This is a genomic window from Allobosea sp. GW823-FHT02B03 (genome assembly GCF_058797755.1).
On the sequence record NZ_JBXAJY010000004.1, the window covers coordinates 437,223 to 455,647 of the forward strand.

Below are 18,425 nucleotides of genomic sequence, written 5' to 3' on the forward strand. Positions count from 1 at the left end.
GGGTTTCAGGCGTCAGGCTTGGCGGCGGAGGCCGCCGGCTTGGAAGGACGGGCCGGCGGCTTGACCAGCGCGGTCGTCGGCTTGGCCTTGGCCGGAGCCGGCTTGGTCAGCACAGGCTTCGCGGGAGAGGCCTTGGCAGCACTGTTGCGTCCGGCCGGCTTGATGCCGGCGGCGGCGCCCGGCCTCAGGCTCGCCGGGGTCGCGGCGCCGGCCTGGACGGCGCCCTGCAGGCGCAGCGGGCCGGAGCGGAAGGCGTCGGAAGGCGGCTGGACCTCGTCGCCCGGCGCCGTGGCGGCGAAGGCGGAGGAGCGTGCCGGAATCGCGCCGTTGGCGGAGGCCGTGCGCCCCGCGCCAGCACCGACCAGACCGGCGGCGACCGGGGCGCCCGGCTGGATCTCGCGCGCGATCTGGGTGTCGGGCTTCGCGACGGCATTGGCTGCGAGCGGCGCCGAGGCGGAGCCGGGCGTGCGGCCGAAGGCGACCTGTACGGTGGCGAGCGGCGCACGCTGGCCCAAGGTGATGCGCCCGGAGGGCGAGCGGGTCAGGACCGCGCCGCCGACGCCGGACTGCGGCGCGCCAACGGCGAAGCGGTCGGAGGTTCCGTCGCTGTTGCCGCCGACGCCATGGCCGGAGGAGACGGTGATCGGGCCGCTGGACTCGACGTCGTCGCCGAGCGCACCGCCGCCGCGACGGACCGTGTCGCAGACACTGTAGGCGCGTCCGCCGGTGCCGGAGGGCAGGCTCGCGACGGTGCTGCCGAAGCCGCCCCATTTGCCGAAGCCGTCATCGAGGAGCTGGGCCGCCTTGATGGTGCGCTCGGCGCCGGAATGGGCGCCCATCACCACGGCGATCAAGGTGCGCCCACCGCGCGTCGCGGTCGCGACCACATTGAAGCCGGAGGCGCAGACGAAGCCGGTCTTGAAGCCGTTGATGCCGTAGTAGCGGCCGACGAGCCCGTTGGTATTCTTCAGTACCTGCTTGCCGAGCTGCACGGCACCGGTGTTCCAGTATTCCGAATAGTCGCCGAACTCGCTCATCAGGGCCATGGCGAGCACAGCGAGATCGCGGGCGCTGCTCTGCTGGTCGGGATGGTGCCAGCCATTGGGATTGACGAAAACGGTGTCGCGCATGCCGAGGCGCCGGGCTTCGGCATTCATCATCCCGACGAAGTTCTCGACGTCGCCGCCGACGCCCTCGGCGATGACATAGGCGATGTCGTTGGCCGACTTCACCATCATGATGCGAATGGCGTTGTCGAGCGTCACCTCCTGGCCGGCGCGGATATAGACCTTGACGCGCGGCTGGCTGGCGGCCCGCTTCGAGGCCGGGATCGCGGTCTCGAGTCCGATCTTTCCGTCGCGCACGGCCTTGAGCGCGACATAGAGCGTCATCATCTTAGTGGTCGAGGCCGGGTGCCAGGCCTGGCTCGCATTCTCGCTCGAGAGCACGGCGCCGCTGGAGGCGTCGATCACCAGGCTCGTGCCGGCCTGGGCCGGGACGGCTGCGACGAGGAAGCTGGCGAGGGTTGCGCCGGCGGCGAGGCGAAATGCGTTCATCGGCTGAGGTCTTGAACCTGTCTTGACGCGGAGTTGAGGGGCTTCACGACGCTTGAGGCAATTTCGAGACGGCGGGCGATTTTTTGAGCCTCGCTGATCCTGCATACCTACCCTTCGCCGAGCGATTTGCCTAGCACCGTCAAGCGGTCCAAAAGCGGGCGGATCGCATTTAGTTCGGGAATTTCGCGTGAGCTTCGCCCTTTTGTGGATACCGGCGACGCTTGCCGCCTCCCTGCTGCAGACCGCGCGCAACCTGACGCAGCGCTCGCTGACCGACGCGATCGGGGTCGTCGGCGCGACGCAGGTCCGCTTTCTGTTCGGCCTGCCTTTCGCCGTGCTCTTCCTCGTCCTGGTCTGCCTGGCGAGCGGCAGGCTGCCGCCGCCGCCGGACCTGCGCTATCTCGGCTTCACGCTCTGGGGCTCGGTGACGCAGATCCTGGCGACCGGGCTGATGCTGGCAGCGATGCGCGAGCGCTCCTTCTCGGTGACGACCGCCTATACCAAGACCGAGCCGGTACAGGTCGCGCTGTTTGGGGCGCTGCTGCTCGGCGATGCGCTGAGCCTGCCAAAGTTCGCGGCCATCGTCCTCGCCACCGCCGGGGTCGTGGTGATGTCGTGGAAGCCGGGTGAGAAGCTCAGCGCCGCGGGCCTGCGCCCGGCCGTGCTCGGGATCGCGGCGGGTGCCTCCTTCGCGCTGTCGGCGATCGGCTTCCGCGGCGGCATTCTCGCCTTGCCGGACGGAAATTTCGTGCTGCGCGCCACCACCACCCTGACCTGGGGGCTGGTGTTCTCCTCGCTGATCCTCGCCGCCTACATGGCCGCCGCAGACCGCACGGCGCTGCGGCGCTCGATCGAGAACTGGAAGCCCTCGCTCGCCGCCGGCTTCCTCGGCGCCGCCGCCTCGCAGTTCTGGTTCATCGGCTTTTCGCTGACCAGCGCGGCCAATGTCCGCACGCTTGGCCTCGTCGAGGTGCCGCTCGCCCAGATCGCCTCGCGCCGGATCTTCTCCGAGGGCACTTCGCGGCGCGAGATGCTGGGCATGACGATGATCGTCGTCGGTGTCGGCGTGCTGCTGGCGCTCTCGGTCGGATAGGGAGGCTGCGTGGCGCGCTTGACAGGGGCGGGGCGTTGGCCTTTCCACGCACGACAGAAATGCACCGGTGCCGCTTGTCGCGGGACGAGGGCAAAGGCAGATAATGTGTATCTGCACATCATTCGGGAGATGACGCCATGAGCGCTGCAATCGTCGGTTGGGCCCATACTCCGTTCGGCAAGCAGGATGCCGAGACCATCGAGAGCCTGATCGTCAGGGTCGCGACGGATGCGCTGGTCGATGCCGGCATCACCGCAGACCAGGTCGACGAGATTGTCCTCGGCCATTTCAACGCCGGCTTCTCGGCCCAAGACTTCACCGCCTCCCTCGTGCTCCAGGCCGACCCGGCGCTGCGCTTCAAGCCGGCGACGCGCGTCGAGAACGCCTGCGCGACCGGTTCGGCCGCGGTGCATCAGGGCGTGCGCGCCATCAAGGCCGGTGCCGCCAAGGTCGTGCTCGTCGTCGGCGTCGAGCAGATGACGACGACGTCCGGGCCGGAAATCGGCAAGAACCTGCTCAAGGCGTCCTATCTCGCCCAGGAAGGCGACACCCAGGGCGGTTTCGCCGGCGTCTTCGGCAAGATCGCCGGAGCCTATTTCCAGCGCCATGGCGACCAGTCCGACGCGCTCGCGATGATCGCGGCGAAGAACCACAAGAACGGCGTCGACAACCCCTACGCCCAGATGCGCAAGGATCTCGGCTTCGCCTTCTGCCGCGAGGAGAGCGAGAAGAATCCCTTCGTCGCCGGCCCGCTGAAGCGCACCGACTGCTCGCTGGTCTCGGACGGCGCCGCCGCGCTGGTGCTGGCCGACGAGGAGACCGCCAAGACCATGCGCCGCGCCGTCGGCTTCCGCGGCATGGCCCATGTCCAGGACTTCCTGCCGCTGGCCCGCCGCGACATCCTGAAGTTCGAGGGTGGCGCGCTCGCCTGGCAGAAGGCGCTCGCCAATGCCGGGATCGCGCTCGACGATCTTTCCTTCGTCGAGACCCATGACTGCTTCACCATCGCCGAGCTCATCGAATACGAGGCGATGGGCCTGACCAAGGAGGGCGACGGCGCCCGGGCGATCAAGGAAGGCTGGACCCAGAAGGACGGCAAGCTGCCGGTCAACGTCTCCGGCGGCCTGAAGGCCAAGGGCCATCCGATCGGCGCGACCGGCGTCTCGATGCATGTGCTCTCGGCGATGCAGCTCACCGGCGAGGCGCCGGAAGGCATGCAGGTCAAGGATGCCCGTCTCGGCGGCATCTTCAACATGGGCGGGGCGGCGGTGGCGAACTACGTCTCCGTGCTCGAGCGCATCAAGTGATCGATCCGGGAGCTCCGCGGCCGGCCGAGGCCGCCTCGGCCCGGCATGGGAGTTCCCGGTGACCATCTTCTTCGCGCTGCTGCCGGCCTATATCCTCTCGATCTTCTACCGTTCGTTCCTGAGCGTCATCGCCGGACCGGTGATGGCGGATCTCAAGATCGGCCCGGCCGAGTTCGGCACGCTCGGCGCCGCCTGGTTCATCACCTTCGCTGCCGCGCAGTTCCCGGTCGGCTGGGCGCTCGACCGGCTCGGCCCGCGCCGGACGGTCGCCACGACGATGGCGATCGGCACCGTCGGCGCCTTCCTGTTCGCCACGGCGCAGAGCGCCTGGGTCGCGGTCTTCGCCATGGGGCTGGTGGGTATCGGCTGCTCGCCGATCTTCATGTCGGCGCTCTATCTCTTCGCCCGGACGCAGGACACGGCGCGCTTCGGCGTGCTGTCCTCGGTCTTCATCGGCCTCGGCTCGCTCGGCAATCTCGCCGGTGCGGCCCCGCTTGCGCTGGCGGCGCAGAGCTATGGCTGGCGCGCGACCATGCTGGGCTTCGCGACGATGTTCCTGCTGGCGACCGTGCTGGCGACCCTGCTGGTGCGCGATCCGCCGGTCGCCACGGACTCATCGGGGCGCCAGGAGGGGCTGCTGCAGGGGTTGAAGAGCATCGCCAGCATCCGTCCGCTCTGGCTGCTGGCGCCGATCACGCTCTGCGGCTACGCCATTCTGGCGACGGGGCGCGGCCTTTGGATCGCCCCCTTCATGACCCAGGTCCATGGTCTCGATGCGGTCGCCGCCGGCCATGCGGCGCTCGCCATGGCGATCACCATGACCGCCGGCGCCTTCGTTTACGGGGCGCTGCAGAAGCGCAGCGGCCGGAGCAAGCCGCTGGTCGCCTGGGGTACCGCCGCGACAGGGGTCGGCTTCGCCTTGCTCGCCTTGTTCGGCGAGCGCTCGATGCCGGGCGCCGTCACGCTCTTCGCCATCGTCGGCGGCACCGGCTTCACCTATGCGATCCTGATGGCGCATGCGCGGATCTTCTTCCCCGAGCACCTGGTCGGGCGCGGCATGACCTTCGTCAATTTCCTCTTCATCGCGGGTGCGGCTGCGGTGCAGTTCGGCTCGGGCTGGCTGATCGCGGTCCAGCGCGGCGCCGGCCACGGCGCGGCCACCGCCTTCGCCAATCTGCACTGGGTCTTCGCGGCGTTGCTGCTCGCTTCGACCGCGATCTATCTCATGACGCCGGAGCGGAAGGCGCGCTGAGCCGCCGCTCAGCCCTCTTCGGGCGCGCGGGCGACGATGGCGAGCGCATGCACGCCGCCGGCGAGTTCCTCGGCGAGGGCGGCGTTGACCAGGCGGTGGCGCTCGAGCCGGCTCTTGCCGGCGAAGGCCTGCGACACGATATCCACCCTGAAATGGGTTTCGCCGCCCTCGCGCCAGCCGGAATGGCCGTGATGCTGGTGCGATTCGTCGATGACGGCGAGGCGGGCGGGCGCCAGCGCCTGTTCGAGCTTGGTCGTAATCCGTTCAGCCATTGCGGTCATGATCATGCCCTTGTCGCGCGGCACGACTCACTGCCGCGGCACACTTGTCGCTTTCGCGTTCCGGTCCCATAACCCGTCCAGCATGAACTTCAACTCGCGCCTTTTCGATCGCATCAGGATCGGCCCCTCTGAAGCGGAGGAGGTCGTCGAGGAACCTGCGCGCCGCTGCGACCATGCCGGCTGCACCAAGGCCGGCGAATTCCGGGCGCCGATGGGGCGCGGCAAGGAAGGCAAATTCTTCCAGTTCTGCCTCGACCATGTGAAGGCCTACAACGCGACCTATAATTATTTCGCCGGGATGAACGACGAGGCGCTCGCCGCCTATGCCAAGCAGGAAGAGATCGGCCACCGGCCGACTTGGAAGCTCGGCGTCAATTCCAGGGCGGCGCGGATGGCGCAGCGCGGCCGGGTCGCCAGCGGCGCGGCCGGGCCTGAGGTCGAGGACGGGTTCAACATCTTCGGCGCGCGCGCCGGCCAGCAGACCGCCAAGCAGGAGCCGCGCGTCGGCATCGTCGCGCACAAGGCGCTGGAGACACTCGGCCTCGACGACACTGCCGACCGGGCGGCGATCAAGGCGCGCTACAAGGAACTGGTGAAGCGCTTCCACCCCGACGCCAATGGCGGCGACCGTTCGCGCGAGGGCACGCTCCAGGAAATCCTCAAGGCCTATCAGACGCTGAAGAGCACCGGCGCGGTCTGAAGGCCGTGCCGATTTTTCGCAGCAACCGGGAATAAACCGCGCAAGCCCGTCGTTTGCGCGGCATGAGCATTGTCCCGACCCAGACCCTGACCGGGGCCCGCATCGGCGCGCCACGGTCGTTCGCCCTTCCCACCCTCGCGATGTGGCTGCCGGTCCGCGCCGGCTTCCTGCCGCTCGGGCTCGCCGCCGTGCTCGGCGCGGCGATCTGGCTCTGGCTGCCATTCCCGGCCGAGGCGCGGATCGCGCTGATCGTCTTCTGCCTCGCGACGATCGCCTGGTGCCTGACGGCGCTCGACGACACGCTGATCGCGCTCGCCGCGGCGGGGGCGCTCGTCGCCACCCGCACCGTCCCTGCGCAGCAGCTGCATGGCGCGCTCGGCAGCGAGCTGATCTGGCTCCTGATCGGCGCCTTCATCATCGCCTCGGCGCTGCGCGCCTGCGGGCTCGCCGAGCGGCTGGCGCTCTCGGCCCTGGCCCGCGTCCGCACTGTCAGGGGGCTTTTTCTCTCGGTTACCGGCGTGATCGTCGCGACCGCCTGCGTGGTGCCCTCTACCTCCGGCCGGGCGGCGCTGCTGCTGCCGGTCTATCTCGCCCTCGCCGCCGCCATCGACGATGCCAGAATCAACCGGGCGCTCGCGCTGCTGTTCCCGACGGTCATCCTGCTCTCGGCCGGCGGCTCGCTGATCGGCGCCGGCGCGCATCTGATAGCGGTCGAGATGATCGTGCGCAGCGGCGCAGCCGGCTATGGCTATCTCGGCTGGATGGCGATGGCGCTGCCGCTGGCGGTGATCGCCAGCCTTGCGGCCATGGTGATCATTCAGTGGCTGTTTCTCGCGCCGGCCGAGCGGAGGCGGGCGCTGTCTCTGCCCGCGCCCGATACCGGCCCGCTGACGCGCCAGCAGCTTTATGTCGGCGCCGTGGTCGGGCTCGTCGTGCTCGGCTGGAGCACCCAGGGCCTGCATGGCATCGATGCCGCGGTCGTGACCCTGCTCGGCGCCGTCGCCGTGACCTTGAAGCCGCTCGCTCCGGTCTCGATGAAGCAGGCGGCCAAGACGGTCGAATGGCAGCTGATCCTTTTTCTCGCCGCGACCACGCTGATGGGCAGCGCGTTGATCGCGACCGGTGCAGCGAAATCGCTGATGGAGCTTCTGCTTGCGGCGTTGCCACCCGGCGCGCTGGGCTCGGTGCCGGTGGTCGCGGCGCTGGTCGCCGCGGTCGCGCTGCTCTCGCATCTGCTGATCACCTCCCGCAGTGCGCGGGCGACCATCCTGATCCCGCTGCTCGCCCTGCCGCTGGTTGCGCACGGTTACAATGCCAGCGCACTGATCGTGCTGATCGTGATGGGCACCGGCTTCTGCCAGACGCTGGCGGTCAGCGCCAAGCCGGTCGCGCTCTATGCCGATCTCGAAAAGCCGACCTATGCGGCGCGCGACCTGATGCTTCTTTCGCTGGCGCTGCTTCCGGTGATGTTCGCGCTGCTGATGGGGTTTTCGCTCTGGATCTGGCCGTCTTTCGGCTTGGCGCTGCGCTGAGCCGCGCCACCAAAAAAATAATGAGCCGGCATCGGAATAAGCCCGGAGCGGCATCGTTTACGGAGCAGAGGCGCAAGGCCTCGTGGCACTGTGAGGATCATCCCATGACGCTCAACATCCTGATCGCCCCCTCGGGGTTCAAGGAGAGCCTGGACGCCAGCGACGTCGCCGCCGCCATCGCCTCGGGCGTTCATGCCGCCATGCCGGACGCAACGACCCTGCTGGCGCCGCTGGTCGATGGTGGCGAGGGCTTCACCCGGGCGCTGGTCGCCGCCACAGGCGGGCAGCTCCATGAGCGGACCGTGACCGGGCCGGTCGGCCAGCCGGTCGCCGCCTGCTTCGGCTTCCTCGGTCGTCCCGGACCGAAAACCGCAGTGATCGAGATGGCTGCCGCCGCCGGCCTCGCTTTGGTCCCGCGCGACCAGCGCAACCCGATGCTGACGACGAGCTACGGCGTCGGCGAACTGATCCTCGCCGCGCTCGATGCCGGCGCGGAGCGCATCCTGATCGGCTGCGGCGACAGCGGCATCAACGACGGCGGGGCCGGCATGGCCGAGGCCCTCGGCATCTGCCTGCTCGATTCCAAGGGGCAGCAGATCGCCCGCGGCGGCGGCGCGCTCGCCGATCTCGCCCGCATCGACCTTTCGGGACGGGACCCGCGTCTCGATCGCGTCAGGCTCGACGCGGCGGTGAACTGGCACAACATCCTGCTCGGCCCGAAAGGCGTGGCGCGGGTCTTCGCGCCACAGAAGGGCGCGACGCCCGAGCAGGTCGTCATTCTTGAAGCTGCGCTCGAAACCTATGCGGCCTGCCTGCGCGACGCGACCGGCCAGGATCTTGCCAGCGCGCCCGGCGGCGGTGCGTCGGGCGGACTCGGCGCCGGCCTGCAGGGGCTGCTGGGCGCAAGGCTGCACCCACGTTACAATATCGTGATGCAATATCTGGCTTTCGACGACCTGCTGGGCCAGGCCGACCTCGTGATCACCGCCGAGGGCTGCCTCGACGAGCAGACGCCCTTCGGCAAGATTCCGGCCGAGGTGGCGAGGCGCGCCAAGGTGCTGGGCATTCCGGTGGTGGCGCTCGCCGGCACCATCGGCCGGGGCAAGGTGCGGATCAATTTCGAGCATGGCATCGATGCCTTCGCCAGCATCCTGAAGCGGCCCTGCACGCTGGAGGAAGCGATCGCCGAATCGGAGAAGCTGCTGCGCCGGGCCGCGGAGGATGCGGTGCGCATGATCGGCGTCGGTATCCGCCTGCGCGGCGAGAGGACGGCGGCATGAAGCTTCGCCGCCCTTCCGCCGCCCGTCTCGCCGGGCTGGCTCGCGCCCTGACGCTCGGTCTCGGGCTGGCGCTGCTGCCTTTCGCCGGCCTGCCCGATGCTTCCGGCCGTTTCGCTGCTGCCCTCGCCGACGATGATGGCGGGGGCGACGACGGTGGCGGCGGCGGGGCTGGCGGCGGCAGCGGTGGAGCAGGCGGCGGCAGTTCCGGAGGGGGCGGTGGCGGCAGCGGCGAGCGCAGCAGCAGCGGGCGCCATATCCGTTCCTTCAATCTGTTCGGTCTGTTCGGGATCGGGCAAAGCACGCCGCGACAGAGCCAGCGCTCGGCGCGCCCGCAGCGCCCGGCGGTTCAGGCCGTGCCGCGCGAGATCGTGGCGGCGGGGTTGACCGAGGCGGATATCGCCCGGCTCCGCGAGGAAGGGTTTCGCCCGGTCGCGCAGCGCAGTCTCGGCCTCGTCGGCAATCTGACGGTGCGCATGCGCGTGCCGCGACGCCTCTCCACGGCGCGGGCGGTGGAGCGGGTGCGTACGCTGTTTCCGGCGGCGCTGGTCGATCTCAACCATCTCTATCGCGGCGTCGCGGCGCCATGCCCGGATAATCGCTGCTTCTCCCTGCTGGCGCCGGAGGCGCGCATCGCCGGGTCCTGCGTGGCGCGCGGCACCATCGGCATGGTCGATACGGGCGTCGACCTCGCCCATCCGGCCCTCGCCGGCAGGGCGATCGAGACCGAGAGCGTGCGCGAGCCGGGCTACAAGCCGGCAGGCGATGCGCACGGGACCGATGTCGCGATCCTCCTGACCCGGGGGACGGGCGGCGAGGGCGCGCGCATCGTAGCGGTCGATGCCTTCCACCGACGTGGCGGCAGCGCCAATGCCGACAGCTTCGACCTTTCCGCCGCGCTCGATTTGCTGGCCGGGCGGCAGGTGCCGGTTGTCAACCTCAGCCTCGCCGGGCCGGCCAATGCGCTGGTCGAGCGAATCGGCAGCCTAATGCATGGTCGCGGCACGGTTCTGGTCGCGGCAGCGGGCAATGGCGGGCCGGGCGCCGAGCCGCTTTATCCCGCCGCCTATCCCTGGGCGGTGGCAGTGACCGCGATCGACCGCGACAGCAAGGTTTATGCGCGGGCCAATCGCGGCGAGCATCTCGCCTTCGCGGCGCCGGGCGTTCGCGTCCAGTTCCCTGACAAGGCGATGCGACCCGGCCCACCGCGCTCGGGCACCTCCTATGCCGCGCCCTTGGTGACGCTCGCCTTCGCGCATCGCCGGATGCAGGACGAGAAGGCGCAGCCGCAGGCGCTGCTCGCGGCACTTTCGGCCGAGGCCAGGGACCTCGGCGCTCCCGGACGGGACCCGGTCTTCGGCTGGGGCAGCCTGTCCTGCCCGCTGTAGACGCCAGCGAAACCGAGAAAAGCCGATGTCGGATATGCGACCAGGCCAGATAGCCAGCGGCCCCCCGCTGCCGGGAACGGCAGGCGGGCTCTCTCCCTTCGCGACGGAACTGGTCTCGTTGCTGCCGCGCCTGCGTCGCTACGCGATGACGCTGACGCGCTCGGCCAGCGAGGCGGACGATCTCGCGCAGGCGAGCTGCGAGCGGGCGCTGAAGGCGCAGGCGCAGTTTCAGGAGGGTACCAGGCTCGATGCCTGGCTGTTCAGCATCGCCCGCAATCTCTGGATCGATGCGCTGCGCAAGCGCCAGCGCGAGGGGCGTACCGAGGAAATCGATGCCCATCTCGATCTGCCCGGCGAGGATGGGCGGCAGGTGAACGAGGTCGCGCTGACCGTCGATTCCGTCCAGCAGGCGCTGGCGCAGATGCCCGAGGAGCATCGCCGGCTGCTGATGCTGATCTGCGTCGAGGGCTGCAGCTATCGCGACGCCTCGGAGCAACTGGCGATCCCGATAGGCACGGTAATGAGCCGCCTGTCGCGGGCGCGGCAGGGTCTGGCGGCAAGACTGGGAATGGAAGCGAAATGACGAAGCCCGAAGTCTCCGACGAGATGCTGATCGCCCTGGCCGATGGCGAACTTTCCGCCGGCGAGGCCGAGCGGCTGCATGCGCTGGTCACCGCCGATCCAGAACTGGCCGAGCGCTTCGCCATCCTCGCCGAGACGCGCTTCCTGCTCGAAGCCGAGGGAGAGCCGAAGCCGGAGGCTGTGCCGGAGCGGCTCCTGGCCGCTATCGCCGCCGCCGATGCCCGCCCCGCGCCCGTCCAGCCGCAGCTGACGGTGATCGCCGGCGGCGCCGCGGATAAGCCGGCTGCCGTGCCGCGCGCCAGCGTTCGCCGGGCCGGCTGGCGCCTGCCGCTGGCGGCGAGCTTCCTCTTGGCGGCGGGCGGCGTCGCCGGCTATCTCGCCGGACGCGGGGGACAGGGAGCGCCCGGCATCGCGGTCGCTGGTCTCGACCGGGCTGCGCTCAGCGCGGCGCTCGACACGGTGGCGAGCGGCAGCGCGGTCGCTCTGCCGGCCGGCAACCTGCGCCTCATCGCCTCGCACAAGCTCGCCGATGGCCGCCTTTGCCGGGAGTACACGGTCACCGGCGCCGGCGAGGGTGCGCCGGGCTGGAACGGGATCGACTGCCGGAACGGGCAGGGCTGGCACACCGAATTCGTCGCGGCGACCCCGCCGGAGACCGCAGGCTACAAGCCGGCGAGCGGCGGCGCGCTGGCCGAGGCCTTCCTGCTCGATCGCGGCGCGGAAGGCCCGCTCGATCCGGCGGCCGAGCAGGGGCTCCTGAAAGGGGCCAGGTAGCCGGCCTCCCGGGGGACGCGGCGGGCCTCAGCCCTTCTTCGCCGCCAGCCCCGCGACGTCGGCGATGATGCCGTCGAGAGCGAAATCCTTCGGCGTATAGACCCGGGCGACGCCCATATTGCGCAGAGCGTTCTCGTCGTCGGGCGGGATGATGCCGCCGACCACGACGGGCACGTCCATGCCGGCGACACGCAGGCGGGCGGTGACGTCGCGCACCAGCGGCAGATGCGAGCCGGAGAGGATCGAGAGCCCGATGATATCGGCCTTGGTCTCCCTGGCCTGCGTCACGATTTCCTCGGGCGTCTGGCGGATGCCGCCATAGGAGACCTGCATGCCGGCATCGCGGGCGCGCACCGCGATCTGCTCGGCGCCGTTCGAATGGCCGTCGAGCCCGGGCTTGCCGACCAGGAAGCGCGGCGTGCGGCCGAGCTTCTCGGTGGCGCGGGCGACGGCGGCCTTGACGGTGGCGAGGCCGGCATCGTCGCCGAGCTTGGTGGTGTCGACGCCGGTCGGGGCGCGGTACTCACCGAAGATCTCGCGCAGGGTCTGGGCCCATTCGCCTGTGGTGACGCCGGCCTTGGCGCAGGCGATCGAGGCCGGCATGACGTTGCGGGCTTCCTTGGCGGCGCTCGCCAGTTCGGAGAGCGCGGCCTCCGCTGCCCTGGCGTCGCGGGCCGAGCGCCAGGCCTTCAGCCGGCCGACGGCCTCGATCTCGACCGAATCCGGCACGGTGACGACATTGCCCTCGCCGGCCGAGAGCGGCGAGGGCTCGCTGGTGGTGAACTTGTTAACGCCGACGACGATCTGCTCGCCACGCTCGATCGCCTCGATCCGGCGCGCGCCGTTCTCGACCAGCGCCTGCTTCATGTAGCCGGTCTCGATCGCAGCCAGCGCCCCGCCCATGGCGTCGATCTTGGCGAGTTCCTCGAGCGCAGCGGCCTTGAGCTCGGCGACCTTGCTGTCGATCACGGTCGAGCCGTCGAAGATATCGCCGAATTCGAGCAGGTCGGTCTCGTAGGCCAGGACCTGCTGCATGCGCAGCGACCATTGCTGGTCGAAGGGGCGGGGCAGGCCGAGCGCCTCGTTCCAGGCCGGCAGCTGGACGGCGCGGGCGCGGGCCTTCTTCGAGAGCGTCACCGCCAGCATCTCGATCAGGATGCGGTAGACATTGTTCTCGGCCTGCGGCTCGGTCAGCCCGAGCGAATTGACCTGCACGCCATAGCGGAAGCGGCGATGCTGCTCCTCGGTGACGCCATAGCGGCCGAGCGTGATCTCGTCCCAGAGCTCGACGAAGCTGCGCATCTTGCAGAGCTCGGTGACGAAGCGCATGCCGGCATTGACGAAGAACGAGATGCGCCCGACGACGCTGCCGAACTCCTCTGCCGAGACCTCCGGCCGGGCCTTGATCGAGTCGAGCAGGGCGATCGCGGTCGCAAGCGCGAAGGAGAGCTCCTGCACCGGCGAGGCGCCGGCCTCCTGCAGATGGTAAGAGCAGACATTGGTCGGGTTCCATTTCGGCAGCTCGCGGGCCGTGAACACGACGATGTCGGTGGTCAGCGCCATGGAGGGGCGCGGCGGGAAGACATAGGTCCCGCGGGAGAGGTATTCCTTGACAAGGTCGTTCTGGGTCGTGCCCTGCAAAGCCGCGCGCGGGGCGCCCTGCTCGTCGGCGACGGCGATATAGAGCGAGAGCAGCCAGGCCGCCGTCGCATTGATCGTCATCGAGGTGTTCATCTGCGCCAGCGGGATCTCAGCGAACAGGGTCCGCATGTCGCCGAGATGCGTCACGGGCACGCCGACCTTGCCGACCTCGCCGCGCGAGAGGACATGGTCGGGGTCGTAGCCGGTCTGGGTCGGCAGGTCGAAGGCGACGGAAAGCCCGGTCTGGCCCTTGGCGAGATTGGTCCGGTAGAGCTTGTTGGATTCGGCGGCGTCGGAGTGGCCGGCATAGGTCCGGAAGATCCAGGGCTTGTCGCGCTGGGTCTGGTTCCGAAGCGGATCGATCGCGTTCATGGTCGCTCCCTGCCGTGCCGTCTTTGAGCTCGTGCAAACTGATTGTTGCACTGCAGCGAAGATAACGCCAGTGGGAGCGAAAGGTCGCCTCAGACCTTGGGATGAGGGTCCAATCGGGAAGCGCGGGTCGAATGGCCTTTGTCGTTGGCGTGCAGAGACTACTCCGCCAGTTCGCGCATCACCTTGATCAGGTCGGATTTGCCCTCGAAGCCGATGCCCGGCAGGTCCGGCATGGTGATGAAGCTGTTTTCGACCCGAACCGTGTCAGGGAAGCCGCCATAGGGCTGGAAGAGGTCGGGATAGCTCTCATTGCCGCCGAGGCCGAGGCCGGCGGCGATGTTGAGCGACATCTGATGGCCGCCATGCGGGATGCAGCGGTCCCAACCCCAGCCGGCGACCTTCAGCGCGGCGAGCGTGCGCTGGTATTCGCAGAGCCCGTAGGAGAGGGCGCAGTCGAATTGCAGCCAGTCGCGATCCGGCCGCATGCCGCCATAGCGCAGGAGGTTGCGGGCGTCCTGATGGCTGAAGAGGTTCTCGCCCGTCGCCATCGGGCCGGGATAGAACTCGGCGAGGGCAGCCTGGAGGGCGTAGTCGAGCGGGTCGCCCGCCTCCTCGTACCAGAACAGCGGATAGTCGCGCATCGCCTTGGCATAGGCGACGGCGGTTTCCAGATCGAAGCGGCCATTGGCGTCGACGGCGAGCTGAGCATCCTTGCCGATCTCGGCCAGCACCGCGTCGATGCGCCGCCGATCCTCGGCGAGCGAGGCGCCGCCGATCTTCATCTTCACGACGCGATAGCCGCGGTCGAGATAGGAGCGCATCTCGGCGCGCAGCTGGGCGTCGTCCTTGCCGGGGTAGTAATAGCCGCCGGCGGCGTAGACGAAGACCTTCGGGTCGGCCTGCCGGCCATGGCGCTCGGCGAGCAGGCGGAACAGCGGCTTGCCGGCGATCTTGGCGGTGGCGTCCCAGATCGCCATGTCGAGCGTGCCGACGGCGACCGAGCGCTCGCCATGCCCGCCCGGCTTCTCGTTCTTCATCATCGCCGCCCAGCAACGATCGGGATCGAGATTGTCGCCGGCGTCATTGATGAGGCTCGTCGCCTCGGCTTCCAGCAGGCGCGGCGCGAAGCGCTCGCGGATAAGCCCGCCCTGGCCGTAGCGGCCGTTCGAGTTGAAGCCGTAGCCGACGACGCGGCTTCCGTCGCGGACGACGTCGGTGACGATGGCGACGAGGCTCGTCGTCATCTTCGAGAAGTCGATATAGGCATTGCGGATCGGCGAGGCGATCGGTTGCGTGATCTCGCGGACGTCGACGATGCGCATGGTCTTCTGCTCCCCTTTTCCGCGCTTATGCCCCGGCCGGCCGCCGCTGGCCACTGCCGGGCCGGGGCGGCGCCATGCGCGCGGGGTGGTTTCCCGGGAGCGGGCGGCTCTGTAGGGTCGCCTCGATCATCCGCAGCCCGCTATCCGCAGTCGCAGTGAGAAGCATGTCCCAATCCCAACCGCGCGTCGGCCGTCCGGCGCTCGCCAGCTGGCTTTCGACCGGCAACAGCATCACCCAGCAGTTCATGGCGATCGGCGGCCAGGCCGATTTCGTCAGCCTCGCCGGCGGGCTGCCGGCGGCCGAGCTCTACCCGGTCGAGGCGATGGCGGCCGCGCAGGAGCGGGCCCTGACGCGCTGGGGTTCGGCGATCCTCGAATACGGGCCGATCGAGGGCTTGCCGGCGCTGCGCGCGGCCGTGGCGGAGCGCGTCTCGGCGGCGAGCGGGCGCCGCTTCGGCCCCGAAAACGTGCTGCTCACCACCGGCGCCATGCAGGGGCTCGATCTCGTCGGCAAGCTCCTGGTCGATCCCGGCGAGCTGATCGTCTCGCAGTTCCCGACCTATCTCGGCGCGCTCGACGCCTGGCGGCCACGCGCGCCGCGCTATGAGAAGCTCGACTGGAGCCTGCAGGCGCCCGGCCAGGACGCGGCGCTGCGGCAGGCCAAGTTCGTCTATGCCGTGCCGAACTATTCCAACCCGACCGGCGTGCTCGTCTCGCAGGAGGAGCGGGCCGGGCTGCTCGACAAGGTGCTGGCCGCCGGGACCTGGCTGCTCGAGGACGATCCCTATCTGCCGCTGCAGTTCGACGGGCCGGCCGGCCCCGGCATCCTCGCCCATCATGCGCAGCGCCAGCCGAGCGGCGCCTATGATGGGCCGGTGATCTATCTCGGCACGCTGTCGAAGAGCCTGGCGCCGGGCCTGCGCGTCGGCTGGATCGTCGCCGAGGCGTCGCTGATCGCGGCGCTCGCGCTGGTCAAGCAGTCGACCGACATCGCCTCCAGCCTGCTGACGCAGGCGCTGGCGCTGGAGATGATCGAGAGCGATTTCGAGGCGCAGCACGTGCCGAAGATCGTCGCGACCTATCGCGAGCGGCGCGACGCGCTCTGCGCCGCCGCCAGCGAGCATCTCTCCGACTGGTTCGAATGGGACGTGCCGCCCGGGGGCATGTTTGTCTGGATGCGGGCGAAGACGCCCGAGATCGACACCGACGCGCTCTACGCCCATGCCCTCCAGGAAAAGGTCGCCTTCGTGCCGTCGAGCGTCTTCGATCCCGACGGCGCCCTGAAGAGCGCGATGCGAGTGAATTTCACCCGCTCTGCGCCGGAGGTGCTGACCGAGGGCGTGCGCCGGCTGGCGCGAGCGACCCGGCGCCAGCTCGAAGCGAGGCCGGGCCGGGCGGCCTGATCGGCCTCGCCCTGGCTCAGGCCGGCTTCGCCACCAGCGCGCCGGCCTTGCCGCCGCGCATGGTGATGCAGAAGGCGGCGGCGAAGAGGCAGAGCGCGCCGGCGATGAAGAAGGCCGGCAGGTAGCTGTCATAGACGGTGCGGCTGAAGCCGGCGCCATAGGCGGCGAAGGCGGCGCCGAGCTGGTGGCCGGCGAAGATCCAGCCGAAGACAAGGTTCGCCTTCTCGCCGAAGCGGTCGGCCGCGAGCTTCACAGTCGGCGGCACGGTCGCGACCCAGTCGAGCCCATAGAAGACCGCGAACAGGGCGAGGCCGTAGAACGAGAAGCCGGTGAAGGGCAGATAGAGCAGCGAGAGCCCGCGCAGCCCGTAATACCAGAACAGCAGCCAGCGGCTGTCATACCGGTCCGAAAGCCAGCCCGAGCCGACCGTGCCGAGGAAATCGAAGATGCCGATCACGGCGAGCACGCCCGCCGCCGTCACCGCGGCCATGCCGTAATCGCCGCAGAGCGCGATGAAATGCGTCTGCACCAGCCCGTTGGTGCTGGCGCCGCAGACGAAGAAGGTGCCGAACAGCACCCAGAAGGTGCGCGTCCGTGCAGCCTCGCGCAGCGCGACGAGCGGCGAGACGAGCATCGCTGCAAGGCTTGTCGGCGTGGCCGGCGCGGGCACCAGCGCCGTCTCGCCATAGGGAGCGAGCCCGACATCGACGGGCCGGTCGCGCATCAGGGCGAGCACGGCGAGCGCCGCGACGACGATCAGCCCGAGCACCAGCAGCATGGCCGAGCGCCAGCCGACCTGCTCAGTCAGCCAGGCGAGCAGAGGCAGGAAGACGAGCTGGCCGGTCGCGGTGCTCGCCGTCAGCAGGCCGACGACGAGGCCGCGCCGATGCGAGAACCAGCGCGTCGCGACGGTCGCGCCAAGCACCATGGCGGTCATGCCGGTGCCGAAGCCGAGCACGACGCCCCAGAGCAGCATCAGCTGCCAGAGCTTGGTCATGGCGAAGGAGCCAAGGATGCTCGCGGCGATCAAGGTGAGCGCGACGGCGACGACCGGGCGAAGGCCGAAGCGGTTCATGAAGGCGGCGGCGAACGGGCCCATCAGGCCGAACAGCGCGAGCCGGACCGCCAGTGCCGAGGAGATTTCGGAGGTCGCCCAGCCGAACTCCTTCTGCAGCGGCCCGATCAGCACGCCGGGCGCGCCGACCGCGCCCGCAGTCACCAGCATGGTCAGGAAGGTCACGGCGGCAACGACCCAGCCATAATGCACGCCGCGGCGGGCGAGGGCGCCGGCGAGGCCTGGGGGAGCGGGCGGGGCGGCGAGGTCCGGTTGCATGGGGGCTTCCTTTAGCGGGTAGATACCCGCATTGACTTGAGAAAATCAGAGTGAATCGAGGGCGGAGCGCAGCTGCTTCATGAAATCGGCCCCCAGTCGATCGTCGAGCGCCTTCTGGGCGCCATCCCAGAGCGGGGCGCCATCGGCCAGAACCTGGCGCCCGGCATCGGAGAGCTGAACCGTCGCCTCGCGCTGGTCCTCGCCGCGCCCGAGCGCGACCAGGCCCAGCTTCTCGAGCACGCGGACATTGCGGCCGACGGTCGAACGGTCGAGGTCGACGCGGTGCCCCAGCTCGGTCAGCGTCGCCGGCTCGATACGAGCGATCGACCGCATCAGGCTGAACTGCGCGATGTTGACCCCGACCGGCGCGATCGCCTCGTCATAGAAGGCGATCATCCGCCGCGAGGCCGAGCGCAAGGTCGTGCAGATGCAGGGCGAGGACATGAGTGCGGGTATATGCCCGCGATGGCTTAGATGCAAGTCATAATGCGTGCCGGGCTGATCCTAGTTGGCGAGGTCCGTCATGCTCGCCCTTGTGGCGGGCATCCACGTCTTGAACGCCCCATTCCCAGCGGAAGACGTGGATGGTCGGGACAAGCCCGACCATGACGC

16 protein-coding genes are annotated in these 18,425 nt (G+C 69.4%); 10 read left to right on the forward strand and 6 right to left on the reverse strand.

Features of this window, described 5'->3' with window-relative positions:
- Positions 1–5 precede the first annotated feature (5 nt).
- Positions 6–1,556 carry a D-alanyl-D-alanine carboxypeptidase family protein gene (locus tag AC1REK_RS15665; protein WP_492269332.1) on the reverse strand — a complete coding sequence of 517 codons (1,551 nt, stop codon included), beginning with the start codon at positions 1,554–1,556 and terminating at the stop codon, positions 6–8.
- Between the two features lie 187 nt (positions 1,557–1,743).
- Between AC1REK_RS15665 and AC1REK_RS15670 the strand changes: the two genes are divergently transcribed.
- The 3 genes from AC1REK_RS15670 (at position 1,744) to AC1REK_RS15680 (ending at position 5,208) form a co-directional block, all read left to right on the forward strand.
- On the forward strand, positions 1,744–2,649 hold the full coding sequence (locus AC1REK_RS15670; RefSeq protein ID WP_327523480.1) for a DMT family transporter: 906 nt from the start codon (positions 1,744–1,746) through the stop codon (positions 2,647–2,649).
- A 137-nt stretch (positions 2,650–2,786) separates the two neighbouring features.
- The gene (locus tag AC1REK_RS15675; protein ID WP_492269331.1) at positions 2,787–3,956 is read left to right on the forward strand and encodes an acetyl-CoA acetyltransferase; all 1,170 of its coding nucleotides are present in this window, start codon (positions 2,787–2,789) and stop codon (positions 3,954–3,956) included.
- 58 nt (positions 3,957–4,014) lie between these two features.
- Entirely contained in the window at positions 4,015–5,208 is a 1,194-nt protein-coding gene (locus tag AC1REK_RS15680) for an MFS transporter (RefSeq protein WP_492269330.1), read from the forward strand.
- Positions 5,209–5,216: 8 nt separating this feature from the next.
- Here AC1REK_RS15680 and AC1REK_RS15685 read toward each other — a convergent pair whose 3' ends face one another.
- On the reverse strand, positions 5,217–5,489 hold the full coding sequence (locus AC1REK_RS15685) for a BolA family protein (protein WP_316021284.1): 273 nt from the start codon (positions 5,487–5,489) through the stop codon (positions 5,217–5,219).
- A gap of 82 nt (positions 5,490–5,571) precedes the next feature.
- Between AC1REK_RS15685 and AC1REK_RS15690 the strand changes: the two genes are divergently transcribed.
- From AC1REK_RS15690 to AC1REK_RS15715, 6 genes are all read left to right on the forward strand, one after another.
- A complete protein-coding gene (locus AC1REK_RS15690) occupies positions 5,572–6,189 on the forward strand; it encodes a J domain-containing protein (RefSeq protein ID WP_316021280.1) in 618 nt (205 codons plus the stop codon).
- 62 nt (positions 6,190–6,251) lie between these two features.
- Positions 6,252–7,721 carry an SLC13 family permease gene (locus tag AC1REK_RS15695; RefSeq protein WP_492269329.1) on the forward strand — a complete coding sequence of 490 codons (1,470 nt, stop codon included), beginning with the start codon at positions 6,252–6,254 and terminating at the stop codon, positions 7,719–7,721.
- Positions 7,722–7,825: 104 nt separating this feature from the next.
- Complete coding sequence (locus tag AC1REK_RS15700; protein WP_492269328.1) at positions 7,826–9,001, forward strand: glycerate kinase family protein; 1,176 nt, start codon at positions 7,826–7,828, stop codon at positions 8,999–9,001.
- Positions 8,998–10,386, forward strand: coding sequence for a S8 family serine peptidase (locus AC1REK_RS15705; protein WP_492269327.1), 1,389 nt, complete (start codon positions 8,998–9,000; stop codon positions 10,384–10,386). Before AC1REK_RS15700 ends, AC1REK_RS15705 begins: the two co-directional genes overlap by 4 nt.
- Before the next feature lie 25 nt (positions 10,387–10,411).
- The gene (locus AC1REK_RS15710) at positions 10,412–10,969 is read left to right on the forward strand and encodes an RNA polymerase sigma factor (protein ID WP_327523475.1); all 558 of its coding nucleotides are present in this window, start codon (positions 10,412–10,414) and stop codon (positions 10,967–10,969) included.
- Entirely contained in the window at positions 10,966–11,742 is a 777-nt protein-coding gene (locus AC1REK_RS15715) for an anti-sigma factor family protein (RefSeq protein WP_492269326.1), read from the forward strand. Before AC1REK_RS15710 ends, AC1REK_RS15715 begins: the two co-directional genes overlap by 4 nt.
- Positions 11,743–11,769: 27 nt before the next feature.
- Here AC1REK_RS15715 and AC1REK_RS15720 read toward each other — a convergent pair whose 3' ends face one another.
- On the reverse strand, positions 11,770–13,755 hold the full coding sequence (locus AC1REK_RS15720; RefSeq protein ID WP_492269325.1) for a methylmalonyl-CoA mutase family protein: 1,986 nt from the start codon (positions 13,753–13,755) through the stop codon (positions 11,770–11,772).
- Between the two features lie 158 nt (positions 13,756–13,913).
- Positions 13,914–15,077 (reverse strand): mandelate racemase/muconate lactonizing enzyme family protein, encoded by a 1,164-nt coding sequence (locus AC1REK_RS15725; protein WP_492269324.1) that lies wholly within the window; start codon positions 15,075–15,077, stop codon positions 13,914–13,916.
- A 164-nt stretch (positions 15,078–15,241) separates the two neighbouring features.
- Between AC1REK_RS15725 and AC1REK_RS15730 the strand changes: the two genes are divergently transcribed.
- Entirely contained in the window at positions 15,242–16,480 is a 1,239-nt protein-coding gene (locus tag AC1REK_RS15730) for an aminotransferase-like domain-containing protein (protein WP_492269323.1), read from the forward strand.
- 16 nt (positions 16,481–16,496) lie between these two features.
- Here AC1REK_RS15730 and AC1REK_RS15735 read toward each other — a convergent pair whose 3' ends face one another.
- Positions 16,497–17,813 (reverse strand): MFS transporter, encoded by a 1,317-nt coding sequence (locus AC1REK_RS15735; protein ID WP_492269322.1) that lies wholly within the window; start codon positions 17,811–17,813, stop codon positions 16,497–16,499.
- Between the two features lie 45 nt (positions 17,814–17,858).
- Positions 17,859–18,257 carry a MarR family winged helix-turn-helix transcriptional regulator gene (locus AC1REK_RS15740; protein ID WP_492269321.1) on the reverse strand — a complete coding sequence of 133 codons (399 nt, stop codon included), beginning with the start codon at positions 18,255–18,257 and terminating at the stop codon, positions 17,859–17,861.
- Positions 18,258–18,425: the final 168 nt, after the last annotated feature.